Genomic DNA, 19,343 nt, shown 5'->3' with positions numbered 1-19,343 from the left:
CGCGCACAACGGGCGAGCCCCGGGCCGCAGGCCCGGGGCTCGCCCGTGAAGCGGATCGCCCCCGCGTCTACTTGACGGTGCGGTAGGCCCGGTGGATCGTCCGCTTCACCGTGTTGCCGCCGGAGTCCGTGAGCGTCACGCGCAGCGAGACGGTGCCGGGACGCGCGGGTGACGCAGTACCAGTCGCCTGCCGCCGACGGCCTTGACCGGCCTCCAGGTGCTGCCGTCGTCGTAGGACACCGTACCGGCGGTCCCCAGCGCGGGCGTGAACCGCACCGCCGACAGCGGCAGCCACTTCTTGGTGTCGCCCGCCACGTGGGCGGAGCGGAAGGTCCACTCGGCGGTCGCCCGGGCGCCGGACGCGGGCCTGTCAAGGGGGTCCCGGTGCGGCGACGCGACCGCGGAATCGGGCACACCAGTGGAATCATCGACAGGCGAGCGGTTCCGGTTCCCGGCCGAAGGCGGTGGACGAACGTGGCGGCGACCGACTGGGAGTGGGACGACACGCTGTTCTCGGGCGCGGCCCCGTACTACCGGCGCGGGCGGCTTCCCTACGCTCCGGGGCTGGTGGGAACCCTCACCGGGGAACTCGCGCCCGACGGACGCGGCCGCCTCATCGACGTGGGGTGCGGGCCGGGCACCCTCGCCCTGAGCCTGGCGCAGCTGTTCGCCGAGACGGTCGGTGTCGACCCGGACCGCGGGATGATCGCCGAGGCGGCGCGGGGTGCGGCCGACATCGGCGTGAGTGACAGGACGCGGTGGGTTCGCGCCCGGGCCGAGGAACTGCCCGCGGGACTGGGCACGTTCACCGTCGCGACCTTCGGCCAGTCCTTCCACTGGATGGACCGGGACCTGGTGGCGGCGACCGTCCGGGACATGCTCCGGCCGGGCGGGGCGCTGGTGCACGTCTCCGACGCGAAGGCGGAGTCCTGGCCGGTCGACGGCCTCCCGCATCCGGCCGTGCCGTACGCCGCCATCGAGGAGCTGGTCCGGCACTACCTCGGTCCGGTCCGGCGCGCCGGCCGGGGGACGCTGCCGCAGGGGACACCGGGCGGCGAGGCCGCAATCCTCGCCCGCGCGGGATTCTCCGGACCGCGACGCCACCTCGTTCCGGGCGGGCAGGCGCTGGAACGCACCTGCGACGACGTGGTCGCGTGGGCGTTCTCCATGTCGTTCTCCGCGCCGCACCTGTTCGGCCCGCGCCAGGGCGACTTCGAGGACGACCTGCGCCGGCTGCTGCGGGAGGCCTCCGCCTCGGGCCGGTTCAGCGAGCGGCTGCCGAGCACCGAGGTCCTCGTCTGGCGGTAGGGCGACACGCGGCCCGAGGTGCCCCTTTGACTTTGAGGATGACTCGCATCATCCTGATGTTGAGATGATTCGCATCATCCAGACTTCGGAGGAACGACCGTGCCCGAGAGCTACGACATCCGCCGCACCGCCGTGCTGCTCGTCGACCCGTTCAACGACTTCATCGCCGAGGGCGGCAAGGTGTGGCCGCGGCTGGAGCCGATCGCGAGGGAGGTCGGACTGCTCGACAACCTGCGGTCGGTGGTGGCCACCGCTCGCGGGACCGGCGTGCGGGTGATGTTCGTCCCGCACCGCCGCTGGGAGCCGGGCGACTACGACACCTGGGACCACCCGAGCCCCTCGCAGCGCAAGATCCAGAAGCTCCACCACTTCGCCCGCGGCTCCTGGGGCGGGGAGTTCCACCCCGACTTCCAGCCGCAGGCGGGCGAGGTCGTCGCCGCGGAGCACTGGGGATCGAGCGGCTTCGCCAACACCAACCTGGACTTCCAGCTCAAGCAGCACGGCATCACCCATGTGGCGCTCATCGGCCTGCTGGCGAACACCTGCATCGAGGCCACCGGCCGCTACGCCATGGAACTCGGCTACCACGTCACGCTCGTCCGCGACGCCACCGCGGCCCTGAGCGCCGAGATGATGCACGCCGCGCACGAGCTCAACGGCCCCACCTACGCCCACGCCATCGTCACCACGGCAGAGCTCGTCACCGCGCTCGGCGACGCGTCGTCACCGTCACCGTCCCGCTCCTGAGCGGGCGGGTCGCCGTCATCCTGCCCGCCCTCGCCGCGTCGGCGGTCCCCCGGGCGAACCGGCGTATCGCCGGTTCGCCAGGAGGACCTTCATCGCGGCTCCGCGGCGTGGGGTCAGCGGGAACCGCGCTTGACGCTGCGGAGCAGGACGAATCCCGCGATCGCGAGTACCGCTCCGAGCGCCGCCGGCCACAGGTTGGCCCCGGTGTCCGCCAGGCCGCCGCCGATCTCCTGCCGGCCTGCCTGTCCGGCCGGGCTCGGGGCCGGCAGGGCGGCGGGAGTCTCCCCGGCCGTGGCCGCGGCCGACTGGTGCTCGTGGTGGTGCTCCTCGGGGACCACGGCCGCCGGGTCGTCGTTCGCGTCCTGGGTCGCCGGCTGCGCCGGGTCCGCCTTGGGCGTCACGGTGCCGGGCACGGCGGGTGCGTCGTCGCCGGGCTGCCCGTCCTGCGGTGCGCCCGCCGAGGAGTCCGTGCCGTATCCGTCGTTCCCGTTGTCACCGGGCTCCTGCCCGCCGTCACCGCCGGGCACGTCTCCGGCTCCGGACGTCGGCTCGTCCGACGCCGGGGGCTGGTCCGTCGGTTCCTGAGACGCCGGGGGCTCGTCCGAGGCCGGAGGCTGCTCCGAGGCCGGCGGCTCGTCCGAGGGCTCCTGCGACGGCTGCTCACCGGCACCGCAGGTGCGGCCCTCGTTGATGCAGTCGGCCGCCTCCTGCATCAGCTTCTCGTCGAAGATGTTGATGAAGTCGCCGTGGTCGGTGATCGGCTTGTGCAGGTTCTCCGGGAACGAGTCGACCGCGAACAAGGGGACACTGCGCCCGCCGTCCGCCAGGCTCGGCGCGTCCACGTCGTAGACGATGCGCTGGACCAACTGCGGGATGGCCACGAACCCCTGGGGGCAGTTGCCCGCCGGGTCGGCGAAGGCCACGTGCGTGCGGTGGTTGGCGCTGTCGACGTTCCGACCGTCCCAGCAGCTCTGGAACCGGAAGGTCCGCACCACGTCACTGCCGCTGGGGCACAGCGGGTACTTGTCCTTCAGCTGCCGGTCCTCGTGACCCGTGCAACTCCACGACGCGTTGGCGTTGGCCGGGCCGTTGACGAACGCCTTGGCATCACCGGTGATGATGCGCAGCAGGCGCGGCATCGGGGTGACCTTGGTGAGCGGGTTGCCGACGAACGTCAGCGTGACCTGCTTGGGCGTGACGATCTGGCCGGCGTTGCCCTCGGTTCCGCCGCCCGGGGCCTCGGCGTCGCGCTCCACGGTGCCGTTCTGCAGCCGCAGCACGGGCCAGTAGTACGACGACCTGTCGCCCTGGTCCTTGCAACTGGTCTCGGCCTTCGCCAGGTCGTCGATGGTGGCCAGGCCGTTGTTGGCCTGGTTGCCGACGTAGTCGTGGAAGTGGTGGGCGCCGTTGGTCACTCCGGGCGCCACGATGATGTTGTCGGAGTTGAACAGGCCGCCCGCGTTCACACCGCAGTCGGTGGTGAACGTGCCCGGCGAGGCGTCCGTCGGCCGCGGTGAGCGCGGTGCGTCGGAGGGCACGCTCATGATGTCGGCGTAGTCCGCCGCGACCGGGCCGTTGCCGCCCTGGCCGCCACCGCCCTGATTGCCCGGGGCCCCTTGGCTGTTCTGGCCGTCGGCCGGCGCCGTCGGCTGCTCGGCGGCCGGCGGGCTCTGGGTCTCCACCGCGCGCAGACTGCACTCCGCGAGGCCGTCGACGCCCTGCGGGCGGTCCCCCGCCCGGTCGATGGCGTCCAGGATCCGGGCGATCGTCGCGGCGCGCTTGTCCTTCAGCGGGCCCAGGATGGCGTTGCCGGCGAACGCGGCATCCTGCTGCTGCGCCGCCGAGGACTCCTTCAGCCGCTGGTAGGCCTCGGCGATCTGTCCGTCCAGAGCCGCGAGTTCCTTGTCGACGTCCTCCCTCGCGGCCTCCGGTACGGAGGTCAGTGCGTTGCCCACGTCCGGGCAGTCGACCGTCATGGCCTGTGCGGCCGGTGAGGACATCTGCATGCCCGGATCGCCGCTCGCGTCACCCTCGGTCGCGGAGGCGAAGACATTCGCCGTGACCAGCACCCCGCCTCCCAGCATCAGGGCGACGGCCACGAATGTGCCGCTCCGTGTACCGGTAGCGCGTCTGCGCGTGTTGCGTACCAAGGAAACCCTCCTGCGCCCGATGGGTGACGGCCTGACACAGCAAGCCACCGCCACATACGCACGCGACCTCCGGAGCGTTCAACCGTCCCGGAAATACACAGGAGTTGCCTCGGATCCCACCCGACGCGGTCAGTCGCCGTCACCGTCGAGCAGACTGGGCAGGTGCGCGCCGCAGCGGTCCTCCAGGTCGCCCTCGCGCTGCATCTCGCGCTCGAACAGGGCGGCGACCCGCCGCCGGGTCTCGGGCCAGGCGATACTGGCCGCGAAGGCGTTGCGACCGTCGAAGAGCCGGTCGACGGTGGGCAGGGAGACCTGGTTGACCAGGTTCGTGGCGGCCTCGATCGGGCGGCGGTCGAAGGAGGCGAGGCGGCGGGCGAGGGTGTCGACGAAGGCGTCCAACTCGGCATCCGGAAGGCTCGGTTGATCCAGCCGTAGCGTTCGGCGGTGTCGGCGTCGAAGTCGTCCGCGCCGAGGATGATCTCCGGCGCGCGCCCTCGGCCGGTCAGGTGCGGCAGCCGCTCGGTGCCGCCACCGCCGGGGATGACACCCGCGCCCACCTCGGGCTGGCCCAGGACGGCGTTCCCCCGGGAGGCGAAGCGCATGTCGCAGGCGAGAGCGAACTCGCTGCCCACGCCGCGGACGCGGCCACGGATCTTCGCGATGCTCACCACGGGGGACGTGGTGAGGCGGACGAATGTGTCCATGATGACGGGCATCCCGGAGGCGGCGGCGCTCCTGCTGACACCTGCCGACTGTCCGGTCATGTCGAAGTGGGCGAGCCAGAAGTCGGGGTTCGCGCTCTCGAAGACCACGACACGCAGGTCCGGACTCGCGTCCATCCGCGCGAGCAGGTCCTGCAGCCCCTCGAACACGGACTGGTCCACCACGTTGAGGGGCGGGTTGCCGAAGGAGACCCGCCAGCGGGCAGGTGCCTCCTCGGTGATGCGTACAGGTGCTGCCCAATCGGTCATACCGGGCAGGTTGGCCACCCTGGCCGCGCCTCAGGCAGTGACACAGAACGCCCGGGAGGGGATGCGAGGATCGGCACCATGGCGACCCCGAGCTACCTCGACTGCTGCGCCGAACCCGAACTCGACTGGGTGCGGACGCTGTACCAGTCGGCGCACGACCAGGAATCCCTGCTGCGGTGCACCGCATGCCTGGTCTACTGGTTCCACCGCTTCCACGAGTACACCGACTGGTCCGGCGGGAACGACGACCTGACGAGCTGGTACAGCCCGCTCACCGCCGCGGAGGGCGAACGGCTCCGGGACAGCACCGACCCGTCCGGTGAGGACCTGTCGTTCCTGCGGACCCGGCCGAGCTGGATGGACGACGCCCAAGGCGTCCAGCGGGTCGACGGCGCCCCGGACCGGCCGTACCGCTGAGGGTGGCGCCGGCTCCCGCACCCGGGCGGTGGCTCAGGGGACGACGACCATGCGGAAGCGCGCGGCGCCCGACGTCATGCGGGCGTACGCCTCGTTGATGCCCTCCAGCGGCACCGTCTCGGTCATCGGGCGGATCCCGGCGAGCGCGCTGAAGTTCATGGCGTGCTCGACGTCGCGCGAGGTGCCGGACGGGTGCCCGACGACCGAACGGGACGTCAGGATCAGCTGGGCAGGGGTGATCGGCATCGGCTCCGGGGCGATGCCGATGACGATCAGCTCCCCGCCGGGCCGGAGCCCGTCGACCCCCGCCACCATCGCCTGCGAGTTGGAGGCCGTGGCGAGAACGACGGTCGCGCCGCCGAGCGCCTGCAGGGCCTTGGCCGTGTCGGTGGAGGTGCTGTCGACGTAGTGGTGCGCGCCGAGTTGCACGGCCAGGTCCCGCTTGCCCTCGCCACGCGCGACGGCCACCGTCTCGAATCCCGACTTCGCCGCGTACTGGACCGCCAGATGGCCGAGCCCTCCGATGCCGATCACGGCGACCACGTCGCCGGGCCGGGCGACGCTCTTCCTGAAGGCGTTGTACGTGGTGACGCCCGCGCAGCCGAGCGGCGCGGCGTCGACGGCCGTCAGACCCTCGGGGATCCGGGCCAGCGCGTTGACCGGCGCCACCATATGGGTGGCGTAGCCACCGTCGTACGCCCAGCCGGGCACCTGGAGATACCGGCAGTCGATGAAGTCGCCCTCGCGGCACGGTACGCAGTGTCCGCAGTGGCCGCCGAACCAGCCGACCTCCACACGGTCGCCGACCGTCCAGTGCCGCACGCCCTCACCGAGGGCGTCGATGCGCCCGGCCACCTCGTGGCCCGCGACGAGCGGGAAGGAGACGCCGGGGTAGGCGTTGTTGACGAAGCCCACGTCGGAGTGGCAGACGCCCGACGCCTCGACGGCGATCCGGACGTGGCCGGGGCCGGGCTCGGGGAGTTCGCGCTCGACGATGTCGAATGGTCCGCCCGGTTCGGAGACCTGGGCCACCCGCATGGAGTTCATCGCACATCCGGTGTGTGAGTGGTACGGCACGCAAGGCGTCCTTCCCGCTCATCGTGGCACGGGGGGCACGCCCGCGCGCGTCGGGAACGGGCCGTCTGAACGGGCTCGGCCGACGGTGGCGCCGGAGAGCGGAAGGCCGACTTTGCAAAGCCAGGTTGGCAAGTCTAGCCTTCCCAATGTGAGGGACATCAGCAGCTCCGCCCACGGGGAGATCGCGGTCCGCACGACCGCGACCCGGCTGCGCGTCAGCATGAGCGCGTTCATGCGCCGCACGCGCGACGCCGCCGCCGAAGGCGATCTGACAGGACCGGAGATGGCGGCGCTCTCGCGGCTGGACCGGTCGGGGCCCGGCACGACCGCGGATCTGGCCCGGTGGGAGCAGATCACCGCGCAGGCGATGGGGGCCACCATCGGCAGCCTGGAGCGTGGCGGACTGGTCGCGCGGACTCCGGACGCCACCGACGGCCGCCGCTCGGTCGTCGCGCTCACCGAGGCCGGACGCACCGCGCTCGGTGAGGGCCGCAGCGCCATCGTGGACCGGATCGCCGCCGCCCTGGCCGAGTCGTTCACCCCCGACGAGATCGCGGTCCTCGACGCCGCCGCGCCCTTGATCCAGCGCGTCGCCGAGCGGCTCTGACCACCCGCTCACACCCGCCTGGAGCAGCCGAATGACCGCCGCCGGACCCGAGTCCAGCCGAGAGATACCACCCGCGGACGCCGCACCGTGGCGCGGCCGTCCGTTCTCGCCGACCTTCACCCGATCGCCCATGGCCTGGGTGTACCGATCGGGCGGACCGCGGCGCTGGTCACCGCGCTGTACCTGGCCAGTGCCGTCGCCCAGCCCACCGCGGGCAAGGCCGCGGAGGTGTTCGGCCCGCGGCGGGTGTTCCTGGCCGGGATCGTGCTCGTCGCCGTCGGCGGTCTCGTCGGTGGATTCGCCCAGGACCTGATCACGCTGCTGCTGAGCCGTGTGCTGATCGGACTGGGAACGTCGTGCGCCTATCCGACCGCCATGCTGATCATCCGCATCCGTGCCCGCGACGCCGGCCTGGAGCAGCCGCCGGGCGGGGTGCTCGGCGGGCTGCAGATCGCGGGCACCGCCACCGCCTCACTCGGACTGCCCCTCGGCGGTGTCCTGGTCGGTGCGCTGGGATGGCGCTCGGTCTTCTTCGTCAATGTGCCCGTGGCGCTGATCGCCCTGCTCGCGACGGTGGCCTGGGTCCCTCACGACGGCCCGGTGGACCGTTCCCGTAGCGCACGCGAGATCGCGTCCCGCCTCGACGTCACGGGCATCGGCGGCTTCACCGCCGCGGTCGTCGCACTGCTGCTGTTCCTCTTCGACCTGCCCAGCGCCCACTGGTACCTGCTGGTCGCGTCGATCGCGCTGGGTGCCGCGCTCGTCGTCTGGGAGCTGCGCGCCCGCACCCCGTTCATCGACGTCCGCCTGCTGATCACCGACCGCGCCCTGACGCGTACCTATGTGCGCTTCGGGCTCGTGCTGCTCTGCGTCTACGTCGTGCTCTACGGCATCACCCAGTGGGTCGAGGCCGTCCGCGGGCTGTCCGAGACCGCGGCCGGCCTGCTGCTCCTGCCCATGACCCTGATCTCCGGCCTGGTCATCGCACCGGTCTCGCGGCGCAACCTGGTCCGCGCACCGGTCGTCGCGGCCGCCGTGACCTGCCTGATCGCCTCGGCCGGCGTGCTGCTGCTCAGCTCCACGGCCTGGATCGGCTGGATCGTCGCCATCCCCGCCGTCTTCGGCATCGCGATGGGCACCGCGGGCGCCGGCAACCAGACGGCCCTCTACGCCCAGGCCCCCGCCGAACGACTCGGCACCGCCTCCGGGCTGCTGCGCACCTTCGGCTACGCCGGATCGATCGCCGCCTCCGCCGTCACCGGCACCGTCTTCCGCACCGAGGTCACCGACCGCGGCCTGCACCTCATCGCCTGGATCATGATCGGTGCGAGCCTCGCCCTGATGGCCGTGACGCTCACCGACCGCGCGCTGCGTACCCCTTCCGGGGCCTGAGCGCTCCCCTCCCCCGCGCCCGAGGAGGGCGCTCACCCCGAGCGGGTCGCTGTCTCCTTGATCGAGACGTCCGCGCCGACGTCGTCGCGGCCCGCCGCGGCGAGTACGGACCCGAGCAGCGCGGGAAAGCGCTGCTCCATCTCCGCGGACCGCGCCACGACGTAGCAGCGGGTGCCCTCCTCGCGGGTGCGGATCAGACCGGCGGCACGCAGCACCGAGAGGTGGTGGCTCTGGGTGGACTTGCCGACGGGGACCTGGAGCGCGCTCCACCCCCGCTCGACGCCGTCCGACAGGACGCGCATGAGCCCGACACGGATCGGGTCGCTCAACGCGGCCGTCACGTCGGTGAGTTGGACGTCGGCGAGGTCGGGGTGCTCATGCTTCCTTCTCACGGCTTCATCGTACCTCGCATGCGACGTTCGACGAACGGCAAACATAGGGTCTGCCGCCTTGCGTGCCCGCCCGGCGCATGCCAGCCTGCCCCGCTGACGGACGGAGCCGGGAAGGCGGAGCCATGACGCAGGACACCGTGTACGTGAGGTTCCAGGCGACGGTGCCGAACCGGCACGGCCGGTATCCCGGACTCTTCGCCCTGGCGAACGGGCTGGGGCGCAGCGGCGTCCTCAGCGCGGAGGACGACCTGTTCTGGCGGGAGAACAACGCCTGGTACGAGGCCCATTGCACGAATCCGAGCACCGTGGACCCGACGGTGTACGACCGGGCGGTCAACCCGGGAGCGGCGGCCTGGTTCAAGCACACGGCGGGCGAGCTGCTCGATCGCACGACCGGCTACCTGGAGCTGCTCGCGCGGCACCAAGTGGGGTGCGAGCGGCTCGAGTCGTCGTGCCCGGGGCGCGTCGTCCACGAGGACGACCATCAGATCGTGGTCGTCCCGCACGGATGACTACGCGGCCTTCAGCGGCTGCCGGTAGGACTTGCGCAGGGACGAGGCGGCGACGGGGAGCAGCCCGGCGAGCAACTTGCCCTTGAGTGTGCGCGGTTCCCGGGTGAGCTCGACGTCGATCCGGGTGCCGGCGCCTTCGGGGGTCAACTGGAAGACCCAGCCGCCGCCGAGGCCGAAGACCTTCGACTCGTGCGTGGTGATGGTGACTCTCCCTCTCGCGGCGTCCCACTCGTAGCGCGCGCGTTCCCAGGCGGAGGTGGTCCCTTCGGTCACTTCGGCCCAGGTGTCGCCGATCGAGTGAACGGTGACGGCGTCGATCGTGGGCCAGTTCTCGGCGCGCGAGGGGCCGAAGTCGGTCAGCACCGCCAGGGCGTCCGCGGGGCTGAGCGAGGAGTCGAGGTGGAAACGCACGACTGACATGGGGTTTTCCCTTTCTTGAAGGACAACTGCTCGGACTGATGGAACTGTTCGGGCCGCTCGCTGCGGGCCGGTCAGGCCGCGGTGGCGTTGATGGTGACGGGGATGTTGCCCCGGGTCGCCTTGGAGTAGGGGCAGGTCTGGTGGGCGGCCTCGGCGAGGGCGGTGGCGGTCTCCTGGTCGACGCCGCCGATCTCGAGGTTGAGGACGGCGGCGAGGCCGAACGCGCCGGTGTCGTCCTGGGCGAGGGTGACCTCGGTGCCGATGGCGGTGCTGGTCAGCCTGATCCCGCGCTGACCGGCGACAAGGCGGAGCGCACCGAGGAAGCACGAGCCCCACCCGGCGGCGAAGAGCTGCTCGGGGTTGGTGGCGTCACCGGCGCCGCCCAGCTCCTTCGGCAGGGACAGCGTCGTCTGCAGCAGGCCGTCGTCGGACTGGACGCGGCCGCCGTTGCGGCCCTCACCGGTCACGGTCACCGCAGCGGTGTAGTGGATCGCCATGATCTGTCCCCATCTCCTCGCCGGAAGCCTGAACGTCACCCGTTCAGGCAGTGACGTGATCATTGCAGCCCCCCGCGCCACCTGTCAAACAGGTGACGATTCGCGGCGATCGCCGCGACGGCGGTGCACTGCAGGCCGTCCTGCGACATAATCAAAAGACGAATACTTGTGACATGGGTGGTCGCGGCGCCGCTCGGCGCGGAGGAGAGGTACGGATGAACAGGGCTCTGTCCTACGAGGTGTCGGTCACGCCGCAGATCCCCCAGTCGGGGCGCGGGCCGCTGCCCGACGGCAGCCGCCGGATGTGGTCCCCGATCTCCTCCACGCTCATCAGCGGCGAGCGTGACGCGGTGCTCGTCGACCCGCCCATGACGAGCGAGCAGGCCGCGGCCGTCGGCGACCGGATCGCCGCGTCGGGCAAGCGGCTCGTGGCGATCTACGTCACCCACGGGCACGGGGACCACTGGTTCGGCGCCATCCCCCTCGCGGAGCGCTTCCCCGGCGCCGAGGTACGGGCGACGCCCGGCACCATCGGCCTCATGGCCGCGCAGGCGGCGCCGTCGTACCGCGCGTCGTTCTGGGACCTGGTGTTCCCCGGGCAGATCCCGCAGGGGACCGTGGAGGCGGTGCCGGTCGGGCCGGAGGGCTTCGAGGTCGAGGGCCACCGCCTGGTGCCGATCGAGACCGGCCACACCGACACCGACGCGACGACCATGCTGCACGTGCCGGATCTCGATCTGCTCGTGGCCGGCGACACCGTCTACAACGGCGTCCACCTCTATCTCACCGAGTCCGGCGGACTCCCCGGCATCGACAGCTGGCTGGCCGCCCTGGACATCGCCGAACGGCTCGCCCCTCGGGCGGTGGTGGCCGGCCACAAGGACCCGCGGTCGCCGGACGCGCCGCGGCAGATCGAGGAGACCCGCCGGTACCTCCAGGACGCCCGCCGGCTGCTGCCCGCGGCGAGCGGCGCCCAGGACTTCTACGACGCGATGCTCGCGCTGCACCCGGACCGCATCAACCCCGGCGCACTGTGGGGGGCGGCCATCACCCTCTTCCCCGCGCAGTGAGCGCGGTGGGCGCGGGAGGGGCGGGACGGGGGCGCCCGCCTCAGTGCCTCACTGCGCCGAGGCCGGCCCGCGCTCCTTCCGCCGGGCCCGGTAGGCCCGTACGTTCTGCGTGTTGCCGCAGGTGGAGACGTCATGCCAGACGCGTGAGCAGTTCTTGGAGCGGTCGTAGAACGCGCCGCGGCAGCGGGGGTTCGCGCACACCTTCAGCCGGCGCAGCGTCCCCCCGTAGGAGGCGGCCACCAGCTGGATCAGGACGTACGAGCGCACGGCCTCGACGGCGTCCCCGTGGGGACTCAGCCGCGCGCCTCCCGCGCCCAGGGTGACCGCGGCCGTCGTCTCGATGGAGGGGACCGCCACGGTCTCCGAGGACTCGTCGGCGGGGCCGGAGGACAGCACGGTGCGCAGGTCGTCGCGGAGCGACAGGACGCGCCGCAGGCCGTCGGGGCCAAGACCGTGCGGCGCCGCGGGGGCGCCGGGGTCGACACGGTGGAGGACGGCGAAGGACGAGTCGAGCCACTGCCGCGCCGACTCGGGCGACTCCAGGAGGTCCGCCTGCCGGGGCTTGCCCAGGCTCGCCGTGTTCAGCAGGTCCTGGACGAATCCCAGACCGCCCGGAGCGCTGCTCTCCACTTCCTCGTAGCGAGCGGAGGCAGGCCATACGACCGGTGTGCTCATCCCGTCCTCCTTCTCGCCTCGGCGGTAAGAGCCTATCGCCTTCACTCCTGACAACGCGGCGGGGTCACCGGACGCGTGGGCCGGTCACTCGCCCTGGAAGTCCACGACCGGGCGGGGCCGGCCGGCCGTGAAGGCGGCGACGGCCGACGGGAGTCCGGCCGTCACGTCCTTGGACTCGAAGAGCGGCATGGCGATGTCGAACATCGCGTCGTCCGCGGCCTTCACGCCCCCGGCGTCCCACAGGCGCAGCAGCGCCTTGTGCGCGGCGTGCGCGCGCGTCGGTCCCGCGGCCACCTTGCGGACGAACGCCCGGGCGGTCTCCAGGACCTCGTCGTCGGGTACCACGCGGTTGACCACCCCGGCCGCGGCCATGGTGGCGGCGGGCACCTGCTCCGAGGTGAGCGCCCACTCGAAGGCGCGGGCCCGGCCGGCGCGGGCGGCCGACCGGTAGATCCCGCCGAGGAGCGTGACGATGCCGAGGGTCTGCTCCGGGTGCCCGAAGCGGGCCCCTTCCCCGGCGAAGATGGCGTCGGCGCGCAGGGCCAGCTCGAAGCCGCCCCCGAAGCACAGGCCGTTGACGGCCGCGACCACCGGCACGGGGATCTGCTCCAGGCGGTTGAACGCGAACATGTAGCGCTCGAACAGCGTCCGCAGCTGCCGTGTGTCGAGATCGGGCCACGTCACGATGTCGCCGCCGAAACTGAAGTCGGCCCCCTCCGCGCGCAGCAGGATCGCCCGCGCGCCGGCCGACTCCGCCTTCTCGACCCCGGCGAGCAGCTCGTCCGCCATGAGTTCGTCGACGCGGTTCTGCGGCGGGTTGTCCAGGACGATCTCGGCGATCCGATCGTCGATGACGACGTGCAGATGACTCATGGGTGCTCCAGCCCTTCGAACATGGTGTGCTCTCCTTCTCCGCGGCCGGTCCGTGGCCGCCCCGGTCACTGCCCCGTGACGGCCTCGGCGCTTCCCGCGAAGAAATGAGCGGACGGAATGGTCCCCGCCAGGCGCGCGCGGAGCTCGGCGGAGAACCGCAGCGCCGCCCCGAGGGGCCGATGGTGGATCGCCGCGTGAACGATCTTGCCGTCCGCGTTCTTCTCCAGGACGGTGACACCGGAGATCGGCAGCCCGCCGAAAGCGGTCGCCCGCCATTGCAGGTAGGTGGTGGAGTCCTGGGTGGCCTCGGCGGTGAACTCCAGTGACTCGTAGATCGCGCTCGCGGCGGCGAGGGCCGGGGCGACGAGGTCGCGGCCCGCGATCGGAAGGACGAGGACACTGGCCTCCAGCACGACGTCCTCGGTGAAGCGTTCGGCGAAGGCGCTCGCGGACTGCGCGGAGAAGCCGCCGCGCCAGCCCGAGGCCGTGTCACCGGCGTCCAGTGTCCGCAGGAAGGCGCGGATCTCGTCGGCCACGACGCCGGGGAACTCCACGTGCAGCCAGTGGCCGCCGCCGGGGACCGTCGCGACGCGCGCGCCGGGGAAGCGCGGGGCGATCGCGCCGGCGATCATCTCCTGCGTGACGAATCCGTCCTCGGCTCCGCGGACGATGAGGACGGGGCCGCCGTACGCGCTCGTCTGCGGCGCCTCCTCGGCCCCTTTGTTCCAGAGGTCGGCATAGCGGGCCACCACCACGGCGGGCACCAGCACGGCGCTGCGGCCCAGCCGGTCCAGTGCCTCGCCGTCCAGGGCGGGAGACAGATGCCGGCGGACGGCGCGTTCGGCCTGCGGGTTGCCGCCGAGCGCCCGGAACGGCGCGATGGCCTCGTCGGGCAGGCGTGTCCCACCGAGCGGAACGGGGGTGAGCAGGACGATCCCGGCGACCCGGTCGGCCCGGGCGGCCGCCGCGAGTTCGACGACCTGGGTGCCCATGCTCTGGCCCACCATGATCACCGGTCCGTCGATCGCGTCGACGACGGACGCGACCTCGTCGGCGAACCGGGTCAGGCTCAGCTCGTCCGCCTCCCGCTGCCCGGATGCCCGGCCGCCGGACCCCGGCAGGTCGAGGCGGACTGTGGACACCGCGTTCCCGACGGCCTTGACGAGGCCGTCCCAGACGGTGGAGTCATCGAGGAATCCGTGGACGAGCAGCAGCGTCGGTGACGCCTCGCCGTCCCGGCGGACCGGAATGCCCTGGGGAAGGATCTCAGTGGTCATGTCCGGCCCGCCGTCGTCGATCCGGACCCGGGGGTGATGATCATGCCGTTCTCCTTTGAAAGCATGAGCCGACGTGCCGCGCCCCGCTTCGGACGGACACCGGGACCGGCAGGGCCGGAGGAGCCTGTCAGCCTCACTCGTACAGGAGCATAATCCGAATACGTATTACCGGCCAGCCCCACTCACCTGGGTGACCGACATCGCGCCGTCCCGCACCGCCCCGTCACAGCGAGCGGCGGCGCCGACCGGGATCACTCGCCCAGGAGCGCGACGGCTCCGTACCAGACCGGGCCGGTGTTGATCCGGTCCGGATGGCGGCGCAGCATCTCGTCGTAGAAGTCGCGCGCGCCGGAAGCCGTCCGCAGCAACTCGGCCACGTCGTGCAGGTACTGCCGCGTCCGGCCGATGACGGCCGGCGAGTCCGGCAGGTCCTTGTTCTTGTGACCGGCCACGACGGCGGTCGGATTCAGGGCCTCCACCTGGTCGAGTGCCTTCAGCCACTCCTGCAGACCGCCGTCCCCGCCTTCGACGAAGTACTGGTGGACGCCGTTGTAGGCGACGTCCCCGGCCACCACCAAGCCGATGGACGGCACGTGCAGGACGGTGGTCGAGTCGGTGTCGGTGTGACCCACCTCCACCACGTGCAGCGCCCGGCCCTCCAGTGCGAAACCGCCCGCGGGGACCGGCTCGGCCAGGACGGGGCTCTCGGGGATCAGGCCCGGCCACAACACGTCCCACATCTGCTCGCGGCCCTCGCCGGCCTGCTGACGCATGAGCTCGATGGTGCCCTCGGTGGCGTACACCGTGACCCCGGGGAAGCGCTTGAGCAGTTCGGCGGTGCCGAGCCAGTGATCACCGTGGCCGTGGGTGATGTAGACGTGGCGCAGGCGTTTCCCGGACGCCTCGATCCAGTCGCCGGTCTCCTTGATCTGGTCGTGGGTGAACGGAACGTCGACGAGAACAGCGTCCGTCTCCCCATGGATCAGCGTCGTGGTGATGGGCGAGGAGACGATCGGGCCGCCGTCCGGCAGGCGCTGCGCTCCGGCGCGCGGCGCGCCTGCCACGACGAGGGTGCTGTAGGCCAGGGGCTTCGGGGTGTTCACGAGCTTTCCTCCTGCGTTCGGGGGGTACTGCGCGGCATCACAGGGCGAGGAGCACCCGCCCGAAGGGTCCCCCCTCGATGAGGTGGCGCTGGGCCTCGGCAGCCCGCTCCAGGGGGAAGACCCGGTCGACAAGGGGATTGATCTCCTTGCGGGCGAGTATGTCCAGCAGCTTCACGTTGCCCGCGTTGATCTGCTCCTGGGTGAACATGGCGAACTGGAAGCCGCGCACACGGGCCGCCTTCCAGATGAGGTCGGTGACGTTGATCTCCGCCTGCATTCCGCCCGAGTAACCGATGCTGACCAGGGTTCCGCCCCTGGCGAGCGCGCCCAGGGCCTGACCGGTGATCGGCCCGGCCACGCCGTCGAGGACGATGTCGACGCCCTTGCCGCCGGTGAGTCGCGCGACACCGTCGCGCAGCGATTCGCCGGTGAGGTCGATGACCTCGTATCCCGCCGCCCGGCCGAGCTCGGCCCTGGCCGTGGTGGTGGCGGTGGTGATCGCGAGGGACGCGCCGAGCTGCCGGGCGATCTCGACGCCGCCCTGGCCCACCGCGCCACCGCTTCCGGGGGCGAGCACGGTGGCGCCCGGCTGGAACCCGGCGAGTTCGGTGAGCGCCAGATAGGCGGTGAGGTAACCGGCGCCCGCGGACAGCGCCACGGCGCTGGTGTCGTCGATCGCGTCGGGAACGGGCACCAGGTGGGCCGGGTCGACCGCCACGTATTCGGCCCAGGTGCCGTCGGCCGCGATGCCGTAGCGGCCGCCGCTGATCATCACGCGGGTCCCCGCCGCGGGACCGAGCGCGCCGGGCTCCTCGACCGTGCCCACGCCGATGCCTCCCGCCGTGAGCGGGAAGGGCTTGACCGTACCGGGAGGCGTCCTCCCCCAGCGCACGGTGTTGTCGAGCGGGTGGATGCCGGCCACCGCCAGCCGCACCAGAACCTGCCCGTCCTGGGGCACGGGCCTGGGGATGTCGGCCAGGTGCAACACGTCGTAGTCACCGAACCGGTCGTACTGGACAGCTCGCATCGTGATGGCCTCTCGAATGTCCGATCGTGGCGGGTCGAACGCCGCCCCGCCTCAGGCAGGTAAAGCGATCGCTTTCCTCGACGCTAATACGGTCGGCCATCGAAGTAAAGCGACTGTTATACTTCCGCCGTGGAGACCGAGAGCACATCCGGTACCCGGCGCCGCGGCGGCCGGGGGGCGCGCGAGCGCATCCTGCGGGCGGCCGCGCGGCTGTTCTACGAGGAGGGCATCCACGCCACCGGCGTCGCGCGCCTGGTGGAGACCGCCGAGGTCTCCACGCGCACCTTCTACCAGCACTTTCCCACCAAGGCTGCGCTGGTGCAGGAGTACCTGCGCGGCTACGAGAGCGGGCTGACGCAGCGGATCGAGCAGCACCTGACCCGGGCGGGACTCACTCCCAGGGACCAGTTGCTGGCCCTGTTCACCATGATCGCCGACGCCCCCCAGGGGCCCTCGGGAGGCGTGAGCACGCGCGGCTGCCCGCTCCACAACGCCTCCGTCGAGGCGGCGGACACCATGCCCGAGATACGGGAACTGGTCCGGCACAACAAGCAGGGCATCACGCGGCAGCTCACGGGCATCGCCGCCCGCGCCGGTGCCGCGGACCCGGAGCAGTTGGGCCGCCATCTGGCCGTGCTCCTCGAGGGCGCCACCGCGCTGTCGACCTCCCTCGACAACCCCCGCCCCCGCCATGACGCCCTGGAAGCCGCCCGCGTACTGGTCGATCACGCCCTGCCCGCGGCGCAGGCCGCGGGCTGACGGCACTGCACGGGGCTGGGCCTGTTCGGGTGACGCCGGGGGCCAGAACGGCGCGGCTCAGTCGGAGTCGGACCACAGCAGCACGCCTGGGCCGTCCGGGAGCGGATGGCGCCGATGCCCGCGCGCAGTGTGCCCCGCTCTGCGTCCGTCCATGTGTGGCCCCAGGCACCGGCGTCGCGGAGGTCCCTCGTGAACAGCTCCCACAGCGCGCCCAGTTCATCGGGGCCGTACAGCGGTGGTAGACCCCGGTCCTCGCCCCGATCACCACGTACGGTCAGGCGTCGCGGGCGATTCCGTCGGGATCGAGGCAGACGAAGCGCCGAGAGCTCATGGCGGCAGTCTTCCCGGCTGCAGCCATGAGCTCAACGACGTTTCCCTCCTGGGAGGTCACGGACGGGCCGGGCCCGACGACCACCCGGGGTGGTGGTGGCTCAGACGCCGACCGCCGCACGTCCGGCCGCGTAGACGCGGGCCTGCTCGGCGACACGGCGGCCGAGGTGCTGGGCGGTGGCGATGTCGGCCTTGTGGACTTCCTCGGGACCCTGGTCGGTGTCGGTCTGGGCGCCCGCGCCGAGGTAGAAACCGAGCCGGTTGAGGTCGTGCTCGGAGGCGGTGGAGCTGTTCCAGCCCGGGTGCAGGCCGAGGTTGACCCAGGTCATGCCGTGCTGGGCCGCCAGGACGGTGAAGTACTGCAACGTGTGGAGCTTGTCGCCGCTCTTGGCGCCGGAGTTGCTGAACCCGGCAGCGAGCTTGTTCCTCCACGAGTGGACGAACCAGCGCTTGGACGTGGCCTCGGCGAACTGGTGGAAGGCACCGGAGGCCGTGCCCATGTAGGTCGGCGAACCGAAGACGATCGCGTCGGAGGCGTCGAGCAGCGCCCACTGCTCGTCGGTGATCTCATCGACCTTGATCAGGTGGACGACGCCACCTGCCCCGACCACACCGTCACGCACGGCCTCGGCCAGGACGGTGGTGTGGCCGTAGCCGGAGTGGTATGCGATCGCTACGACGGGGCTGGTCATGAAGTTCTCCTCAAGGCAGGGGGACTTGCCGGCTCTCCCTCGGGGAGCCGGGAGGCCGACGACCGTCCGGTGTGACGGCTCGATCCGCCGACCTCGTACCTGCCTGGACCGCGCAGCCTCCGACGTTGTGACACCGAAGGAACGCCTTGTGAGAATGAGCACCCACCACTGTGCAGCCCCCCGGCGCTCGGAGTCGACCCGCGCGACAATGCGCGGATGCGCGATCTGCTGCGGGCGTGGGACGGGATCCGGGGTCGTCGGGCCACTGTCCGGCGGTCACCGCAACGAGGTCCTTGAGGTGCGACGCGGCCGCCGGAGAATGGTGGCGCGGCGCAGCAGGCGGCGGCCCGGCGGCCCGGAGTGGGAACTCGACCTCCTGGAGTACCTGGGCGCCCACGGGTTCACCGTCCCGGGCGTGGTGCCCGCCGCGGACGACCGCCGTCACATCGACGGTGTCGTGGTCCAGACGTGGGTCGAGGGCGAAGCCCCCCACTGACCGGGACTGGCCCGTCGTCGCGGCCGAACTGCGACGACTGCACACCCTCACCCACGACTGGCCCCAGCGACCCGGTTTCTGTTCGGCCACGGATCTGCTCCGGCGTGAACACGGCGGTGACATCGATCTGTCCCTGATGCCCGCCGGGGTCGTCACGGCCTGCCGCGAGGCCTGGCGGCAGTTGGCAGGCACCCCGCGGGCCGTCGTGCACGGCGATCCGGCCGCCGCGAACATCCGTGTGACCGGCGACGGTGTGGGATTCCTGGACTGGGACGAGGCCCGTGTCGACCACGTCGACCTCGATCTCGCCGATCTCCCCGTCGAAGCCCTGCCGCGGCACCGACTCGCCCCCGCGCGGGCGGCCGTCCACGCCTGGGAGGCCGCGAACGGGTGGCTCGTCGAGCCTGCGTACGCGCGTCAGCGACTCGCTCAACTCGTCGTCCCGGGGCGCGGGGAGGAGACACACGGCCCCGGTGCGGAGAACCGGCCCTGACGTGTGGGACCTTGCGGAAGCACACCATGGCCTCCCCCACACCCCGCGATGTACTTCC

Annotated in this window: 23 protein-coding genes and 1 pseudogene; 10 read left to right on the top strand and 14 right to left on the bottom strand. The window is 71.8% G+C overall.

Going from position 1 to position 19,343, the window contains the following annotated elements:
- Positions 1–135 precede the first annotated feature (135 nt).
- Entirely contained in the window at positions 136–414 is a 279-nt protein-coding gene (locus ACFYXS_RS04515) for a hypothetical protein (protein WP_389243777.1), read from the bottom strand.
- A gap of 60 nt (positions 415–474) precedes the next feature.
- Between ACFYXS_RS04515 and ACFYXS_RS04510 the strand changes: the two genes are divergently transcribed.
- Together ACFYXS_RS04510 and ACFYXS_RS04505 are read left to right on the top strand one after the other, a co-directional pair.
- The gene (locus ACFYXS_RS04510) at positions 475–1,308 is read left to right on the top strand and encodes a class I SAM-dependent methyltransferase (RefSeq protein WP_389243775.1); all 834 of its coding nucleotides are present in this window, start codon (positions 475–477) and stop codon (positions 1,306–1,308) included.
- 99 nt (positions 1,309–1,407) lie between these two features.
- Complete coding sequence (locus ACFYXS_RS04505; protein ID WP_389243772.1) at positions 1,408–2,055, top strand: isochorismatase family cysteine hydrolase; 648 nt, start codon at positions 1,408–1,410, stop codon at positions 2,053–2,055.
- Positions 2,056–2,168: 113 nt separating this feature from the next.
- Here the strand turns inward: ACFYXS_RS04505 and ACFYXS_RS04500 are convergent, their stop codons facing one another.
- From ACFYXS_RS04500 to ACFYXS_RS04490, 3 genes and pseudogenes are all read right to left on the bottom strand, one after another.
- Positions 2,169–4,139: a DUF1996 domain-containing protein gene (locus tag ACFYXS_RS04500; RefSeq protein WP_389244684.1), complete on the bottom strand. Its 1,971-nt coding sequence runs from the start codon at positions 4,137–4,139 to the stop codon at positions 2,169–2,171.
- A gap of 195 nt (positions 4,140–4,334) precedes the next feature.
- Entirely contained in the window at positions 4,335–4,604 is a 270-nt protein-coding gene (locus ACFYXS_RS04495) for a hypothetical protein (protein WP_389244723.1), read from the bottom strand.
- A 26-nt stretch (positions 4,605–4,630) separates the two neighbouring features.
- A pseudogene (locus ACFYXS_RS04490) lies at positions 4,631–5,176 on the bottom strand (enoyl-CoA hydratase/isomerase family protein); the annotation flags it as partial.
- A 78-nt stretch (positions 5,177–5,254) separates the two neighbouring features.
- On the opposite strand from ACFYXS_RS04490, the gene ACFYXS_RS04485 reads away from it, so the two are divergent.
- Positions 5,255–5,593, top strand: a complete 339-nt coding sequence (locus ACFYXS_RS04485; protein ID WP_389243770.1) for a hypothetical protein — start codon at positions 5,255–5,257, stop codon at positions 5,591–5,593.
- Between the two features lie 33 nt (positions 5,594–5,626).
- Here ACFYXS_RS04485 and ACFYXS_RS04480 read toward each other — a convergent pair whose 3' ends face one another.
- Entirely contained in the window at positions 5,627–6,640 is a 1,014-nt protein-coding gene (locus ACFYXS_RS04480; protein ID WP_389243768.1) for an alcohol dehydrogenase, read from the bottom strand.
- Positions 6,641–6,818: 178 nt separating this feature from the next.
- On the opposite strand from ACFYXS_RS04480, the gene ACFYXS_RS04475 reads away from it, so the two are divergent.
- Positions 6,819–7,277: a MarR family winged helix-turn-helix transcriptional regulator gene (locus tag ACFYXS_RS04475; protein WP_389243766.1), complete on the top strand. Its 459-nt coding sequence runs from the start codon at positions 6,819–6,821 to the stop codon at positions 7,275–7,277.
- 87 nt (positions 7,278–7,364) lie between these two features.
- The gene (locus ACFYXS_RS04470; protein ID WP_389243764.1) at positions 7,365–8,669 is read left to right on the top strand and encodes an MFS transporter; all 1,305 of its coding nucleotides are present in this window, start codon (positions 7,365–7,367) and stop codon (positions 8,667–8,669) included.
- A 32-nt stretch (positions 8,670–8,701) separates the two neighbouring features.
- Here ACFYXS_RS04470 and ACFYXS_RS04465 read toward each other — a convergent pair whose 3' ends face one another.
- On the bottom strand, positions 8,702–9,061 hold the full coding sequence (locus ACFYXS_RS04465) for an ArsR/SmtB family transcription factor (protein ID WP_389243762.1): 360 nt from the start codon (positions 9,059–9,061) through the stop codon (positions 8,702–8,704).
- A 122-nt stretch (positions 9,062–9,183) separates the two neighbouring features.
- Here ACFYXS_RS04465 and ACFYXS_RS04460 point away from each other — a divergent pair, with 122 nt between their 5' ends.
- Positions 9,184–9,573, top strand: a complete 390-nt coding sequence (locus ACFYXS_RS04460; protein ID WP_389243760.1) for a hypothetical protein — start codon at positions 9,184–9,186, stop codon at positions 9,571–9,573.
- Here the strand turns inward: ACFYXS_RS04460 and ACFYXS_RS04455 are convergent, their stop codons facing one another.
- Together ACFYXS_RS04455 and ACFYXS_RS04450 are read right to left on the bottom strand one after the other, a co-directional pair.
- Complete coding sequence (locus tag ACFYXS_RS04455) at positions 9,574–9,993, bottom strand: hypothetical protein (protein WP_389243758.1); 420 nt, start codon at positions 9,991–9,993, stop codon at positions 9,574–9,576. It lies immediately after the preceding gene.
- A 71-nt stretch (positions 9,994–10,064) separates the two neighbouring features.
- Entirely contained in the window at positions 10,065–10,490 is a 426-nt protein-coding gene (locus ACFYXS_RS04450) for an organic hydroperoxide resistance protein (protein WP_389243756.1), read from the bottom strand.
- A 215-nt stretch (positions 10,491–10,705) separates the two neighbouring features.
- Between ACFYXS_RS04450 and ACFYXS_RS04445 the strand changes: the two genes are divergently transcribed.
- Positions 10,706–11,560 carry an MBL fold metallo-hydrolase gene (locus tag ACFYXS_RS04445; protein ID WP_389243754.1) on the top strand — a complete coding sequence of 285 codons (855 nt, stop codon included), beginning with the start codon at positions 10,706–10,708 and terminating at the stop codon, positions 11,558–11,560.
- A gap of 48 nt (positions 11,561–11,608) precedes the next feature.
- On the opposite strand, the gene ACFYXS_RS04440 is transcribed toward ACFYXS_RS04445, so the two are convergent.
- The 5 genes from ACFYXS_RS04440 to ACFYXS_RS04420 form a co-directional block, all read right to left on the bottom strand.
- Entirely contained in the window at positions 11,609–12,235 is a 627-nt protein-coding gene (locus ACFYXS_RS04440; protein ID WP_389243752.1) for a CGNR zinc finger domain-containing protein, read from the bottom strand.
- 84 nt (positions 12,236–12,319) lie between these two features.
- Positions 12,320–13,108 carry an enoyl-CoA hydratase/isomerase family protein gene (locus ACFYXS_RS04435; RefSeq protein WP_389243750.1) on the bottom strand — a complete coding sequence of 263 codons (789 nt, stop codon included), beginning with the start codon at positions 13,106–13,108 and terminating at the stop codon, positions 12,320–12,322.
- A 65-nt stretch (positions 13,109–13,173) separates the two neighbouring features.
- Positions 13,174–14,385, bottom strand: a complete 1,212-nt coding sequence (locus tag ACFYXS_RS04430; RefSeq protein WP_389243748.1) for an alpha/beta fold hydrolase — start codon at positions 14,383–14,385, stop codon at positions 13,174–13,176.
- Between the two features lie 251 nt (positions 14,386–14,636).
- A complete protein-coding gene (locus tag ACFYXS_RS04425) occupies positions 14,637–15,488 on the bottom strand; it encodes an MBL fold metallo-hydrolase (protein WP_389243746.1) in 852 nt (283 codons plus the stop codon).
- Positions 15,489–15,525: 37 nt separating this feature from the next.
- Positions 15,526–16,515 (bottom strand): zinc-binding alcohol dehydrogenase family protein, encoded by a 990-nt coding sequence (locus ACFYXS_RS04420; RefSeq protein WP_389243744.1) that lies wholly within the window; start codon positions 16,513–16,515, stop codon positions 15,526–15,528.
- Positions 16,516–16,644: 129 nt separating this feature from the next.
- Here ACFYXS_RS04420 and ACFYXS_RS04415 point away from each other — a divergent pair, with 129 nt between their 5' ends.
- Positions 16,645–17,274: a TetR/AcrR family transcriptional regulator gene (locus ACFYXS_RS04415; RefSeq protein ID WP_389243742.1), complete on the top strand. Its 630-nt coding sequence runs from the start codon at positions 16,645–16,647 to the stop codon at positions 17,272–17,274.
- 431 nt (positions 17,275–17,705) lie between these two features.
- Here ACFYXS_RS04415 and ACFYXS_RS04410 read toward each other — a convergent pair whose 3' ends face one another.
- Positions 17,706–18,296, bottom strand: coding sequence for a flavodoxin family protein (locus ACFYXS_RS04410; RefSeq protein ID WP_389243740.1), 591 nt, complete (start codon positions 18,294–18,296; stop codon positions 17,706–17,708).
- Here ACFYXS_RS04410 and ACFYXS_RS04405 point away from each other — a divergent pair.
- Both ACFYXS_RS04405 and ACFYXS_RS04400 read left to right on the top strand, forming a co-directional pair.
- Complete coding sequence (locus ACFYXS_RS04405; protein WP_389243738.1) at positions 18,295–18,792, top strand: phosphotransferase; 498 nt, start codon at positions 18,295–18,297, stop codon at positions 18,790–18,792. The two genes, ACFYXS_RS04410 and ACFYXS_RS04405, sit on opposite strands and share 2 nt — an antisense overlap.
- The gene (locus ACFYXS_RS04400; RefSeq protein WP_389243736.1) at positions 18,749–19,285 is read left to right on the top strand and encodes a phosphotransferase; all 537 of its coding nucleotides are present in this window, start codon (positions 18,749–18,751) and stop codon (positions 19,283–19,285) included. Before ACFYXS_RS04405 ends, ACFYXS_RS04400 begins: the two co-directional genes overlap by 44 nt.
- Positions 19,286–19,343: the final 58 nt, after the last annotated feature.

Origin of the sequence: Streptomyces sp. NPDC002574, assembly GCF_042889545.1 — a bacterium.
Lineage (GTDB): Bacteria > Actinomycetota > Actinomycetes > Streptomycetales > Streptomycetaceae > Actinacidiphila.
The sequence above is the reverse complement of the archived record's forward strand: the minus strand, read 5'-3'. Positions and strand labels throughout refer to the sequence as shown.

What these genes read in the sequence shown, in the direction of transcription:
- ACFYXS_RS04500 (WP_389244684.1), bottom strand. Translation starts at nt 4,139, where the DNA reads ATGCTGGGAGGCGGGGTGCTGGTCACGGCGAATGTCTTCGCCTCCGCG.
- ACFYXS_RS04485 (WP_389243770.1), top strand. Translation starts at nt 5,255, where the DNA reads ATGGCGACCCCGAGCTACCTCGACTGCTGCGCCGAACCCGAACTCGAC.
- ACFYXS_RS04480 (WP_389243768.1), bottom strand. Translation starts at nt 6,640, where the DNA reads ATGAACTCCATGCGGGTGGCCCAGGTCTCCGAACCGGGCGGACCATTC.
- ACFYXS_RS04460 (WP_389243760.1), top strand. Translation starts at nt 9,184, where the DNA reads ATGACGCAGGACACCGTGTACGTGAGGTTCCAGGCGACGGTGCCGAAC.
- ACFYXS_RS04455 (WP_389243758.1), bottom strand. Translation starts at nt 9,993, where the DNA reads ATGTCAGTCGTGCGTTTCCACCTCGACTCCTCGCTCAGCCCCGCGGAC.
- ACFYXS_RS04450 (WP_389243756.1), bottom strand. Translation starts at nt 10,490, where the DNA reads ATGGCGATCCACTACACCGCTGCGGTGACCGTGACCGGTGAGGGCCGC.
- ACFYXS_RS04445 (WP_389243754.1), top strand. Translation starts at nt 10,706, where the DNA reads ATGAACAGGGCTCTGTCCTACGAGGTGTCGGTCACGCCGCAGATCCCC.
- ACFYXS_RS04440 (WP_389243752.1), bottom strand. Translation starts at nt 12,235, where the DNA reads ATGAGCACACCGGTCGTATGGCCTGCCTCCGCTCGCTACGAGGAAGTG.
- ACFYXS_RS04435 (WP_389243750.1), bottom strand. Translation starts at nt 13,108, where the DNA reads ATGAGTCATCTGCACGTCGTCATCGACGATCGGATCGCCGAGATCGTC.
- ACFYXS_RS04430 (WP_389243748.1), bottom strand. Translation starts at nt 14,385, where the DNA reads ATGACCACTGAGATCCTTCCCCAGGGCATTCCGGTCCGCCGGGACGGC.
- ACFYXS_RS04420 (WP_389243744.1), bottom strand. Translation starts at nt 16,515, where the DNA reads ATGCGAGCTGTCCAGTACGACCGGTTCGGTGACTACGACGTGTTGCAC.
- ACFYXS_RS04405 (WP_389243738.1), top strand. Translation starts at nt 18,295, where the DNA reads ATGAAGTTCTCCTCAAGGCAGGGGGACTTGCCGGCTCTCCCTCGGGGA.
- ACFYXS_RS04410 (WP_389243740.1), bottom strand. Translation starts at nt 18,296, where the DNA reads ATGACCAGCCCCGTCGTAGCGATCGCATACCACTCCGGCTACGGCCAC.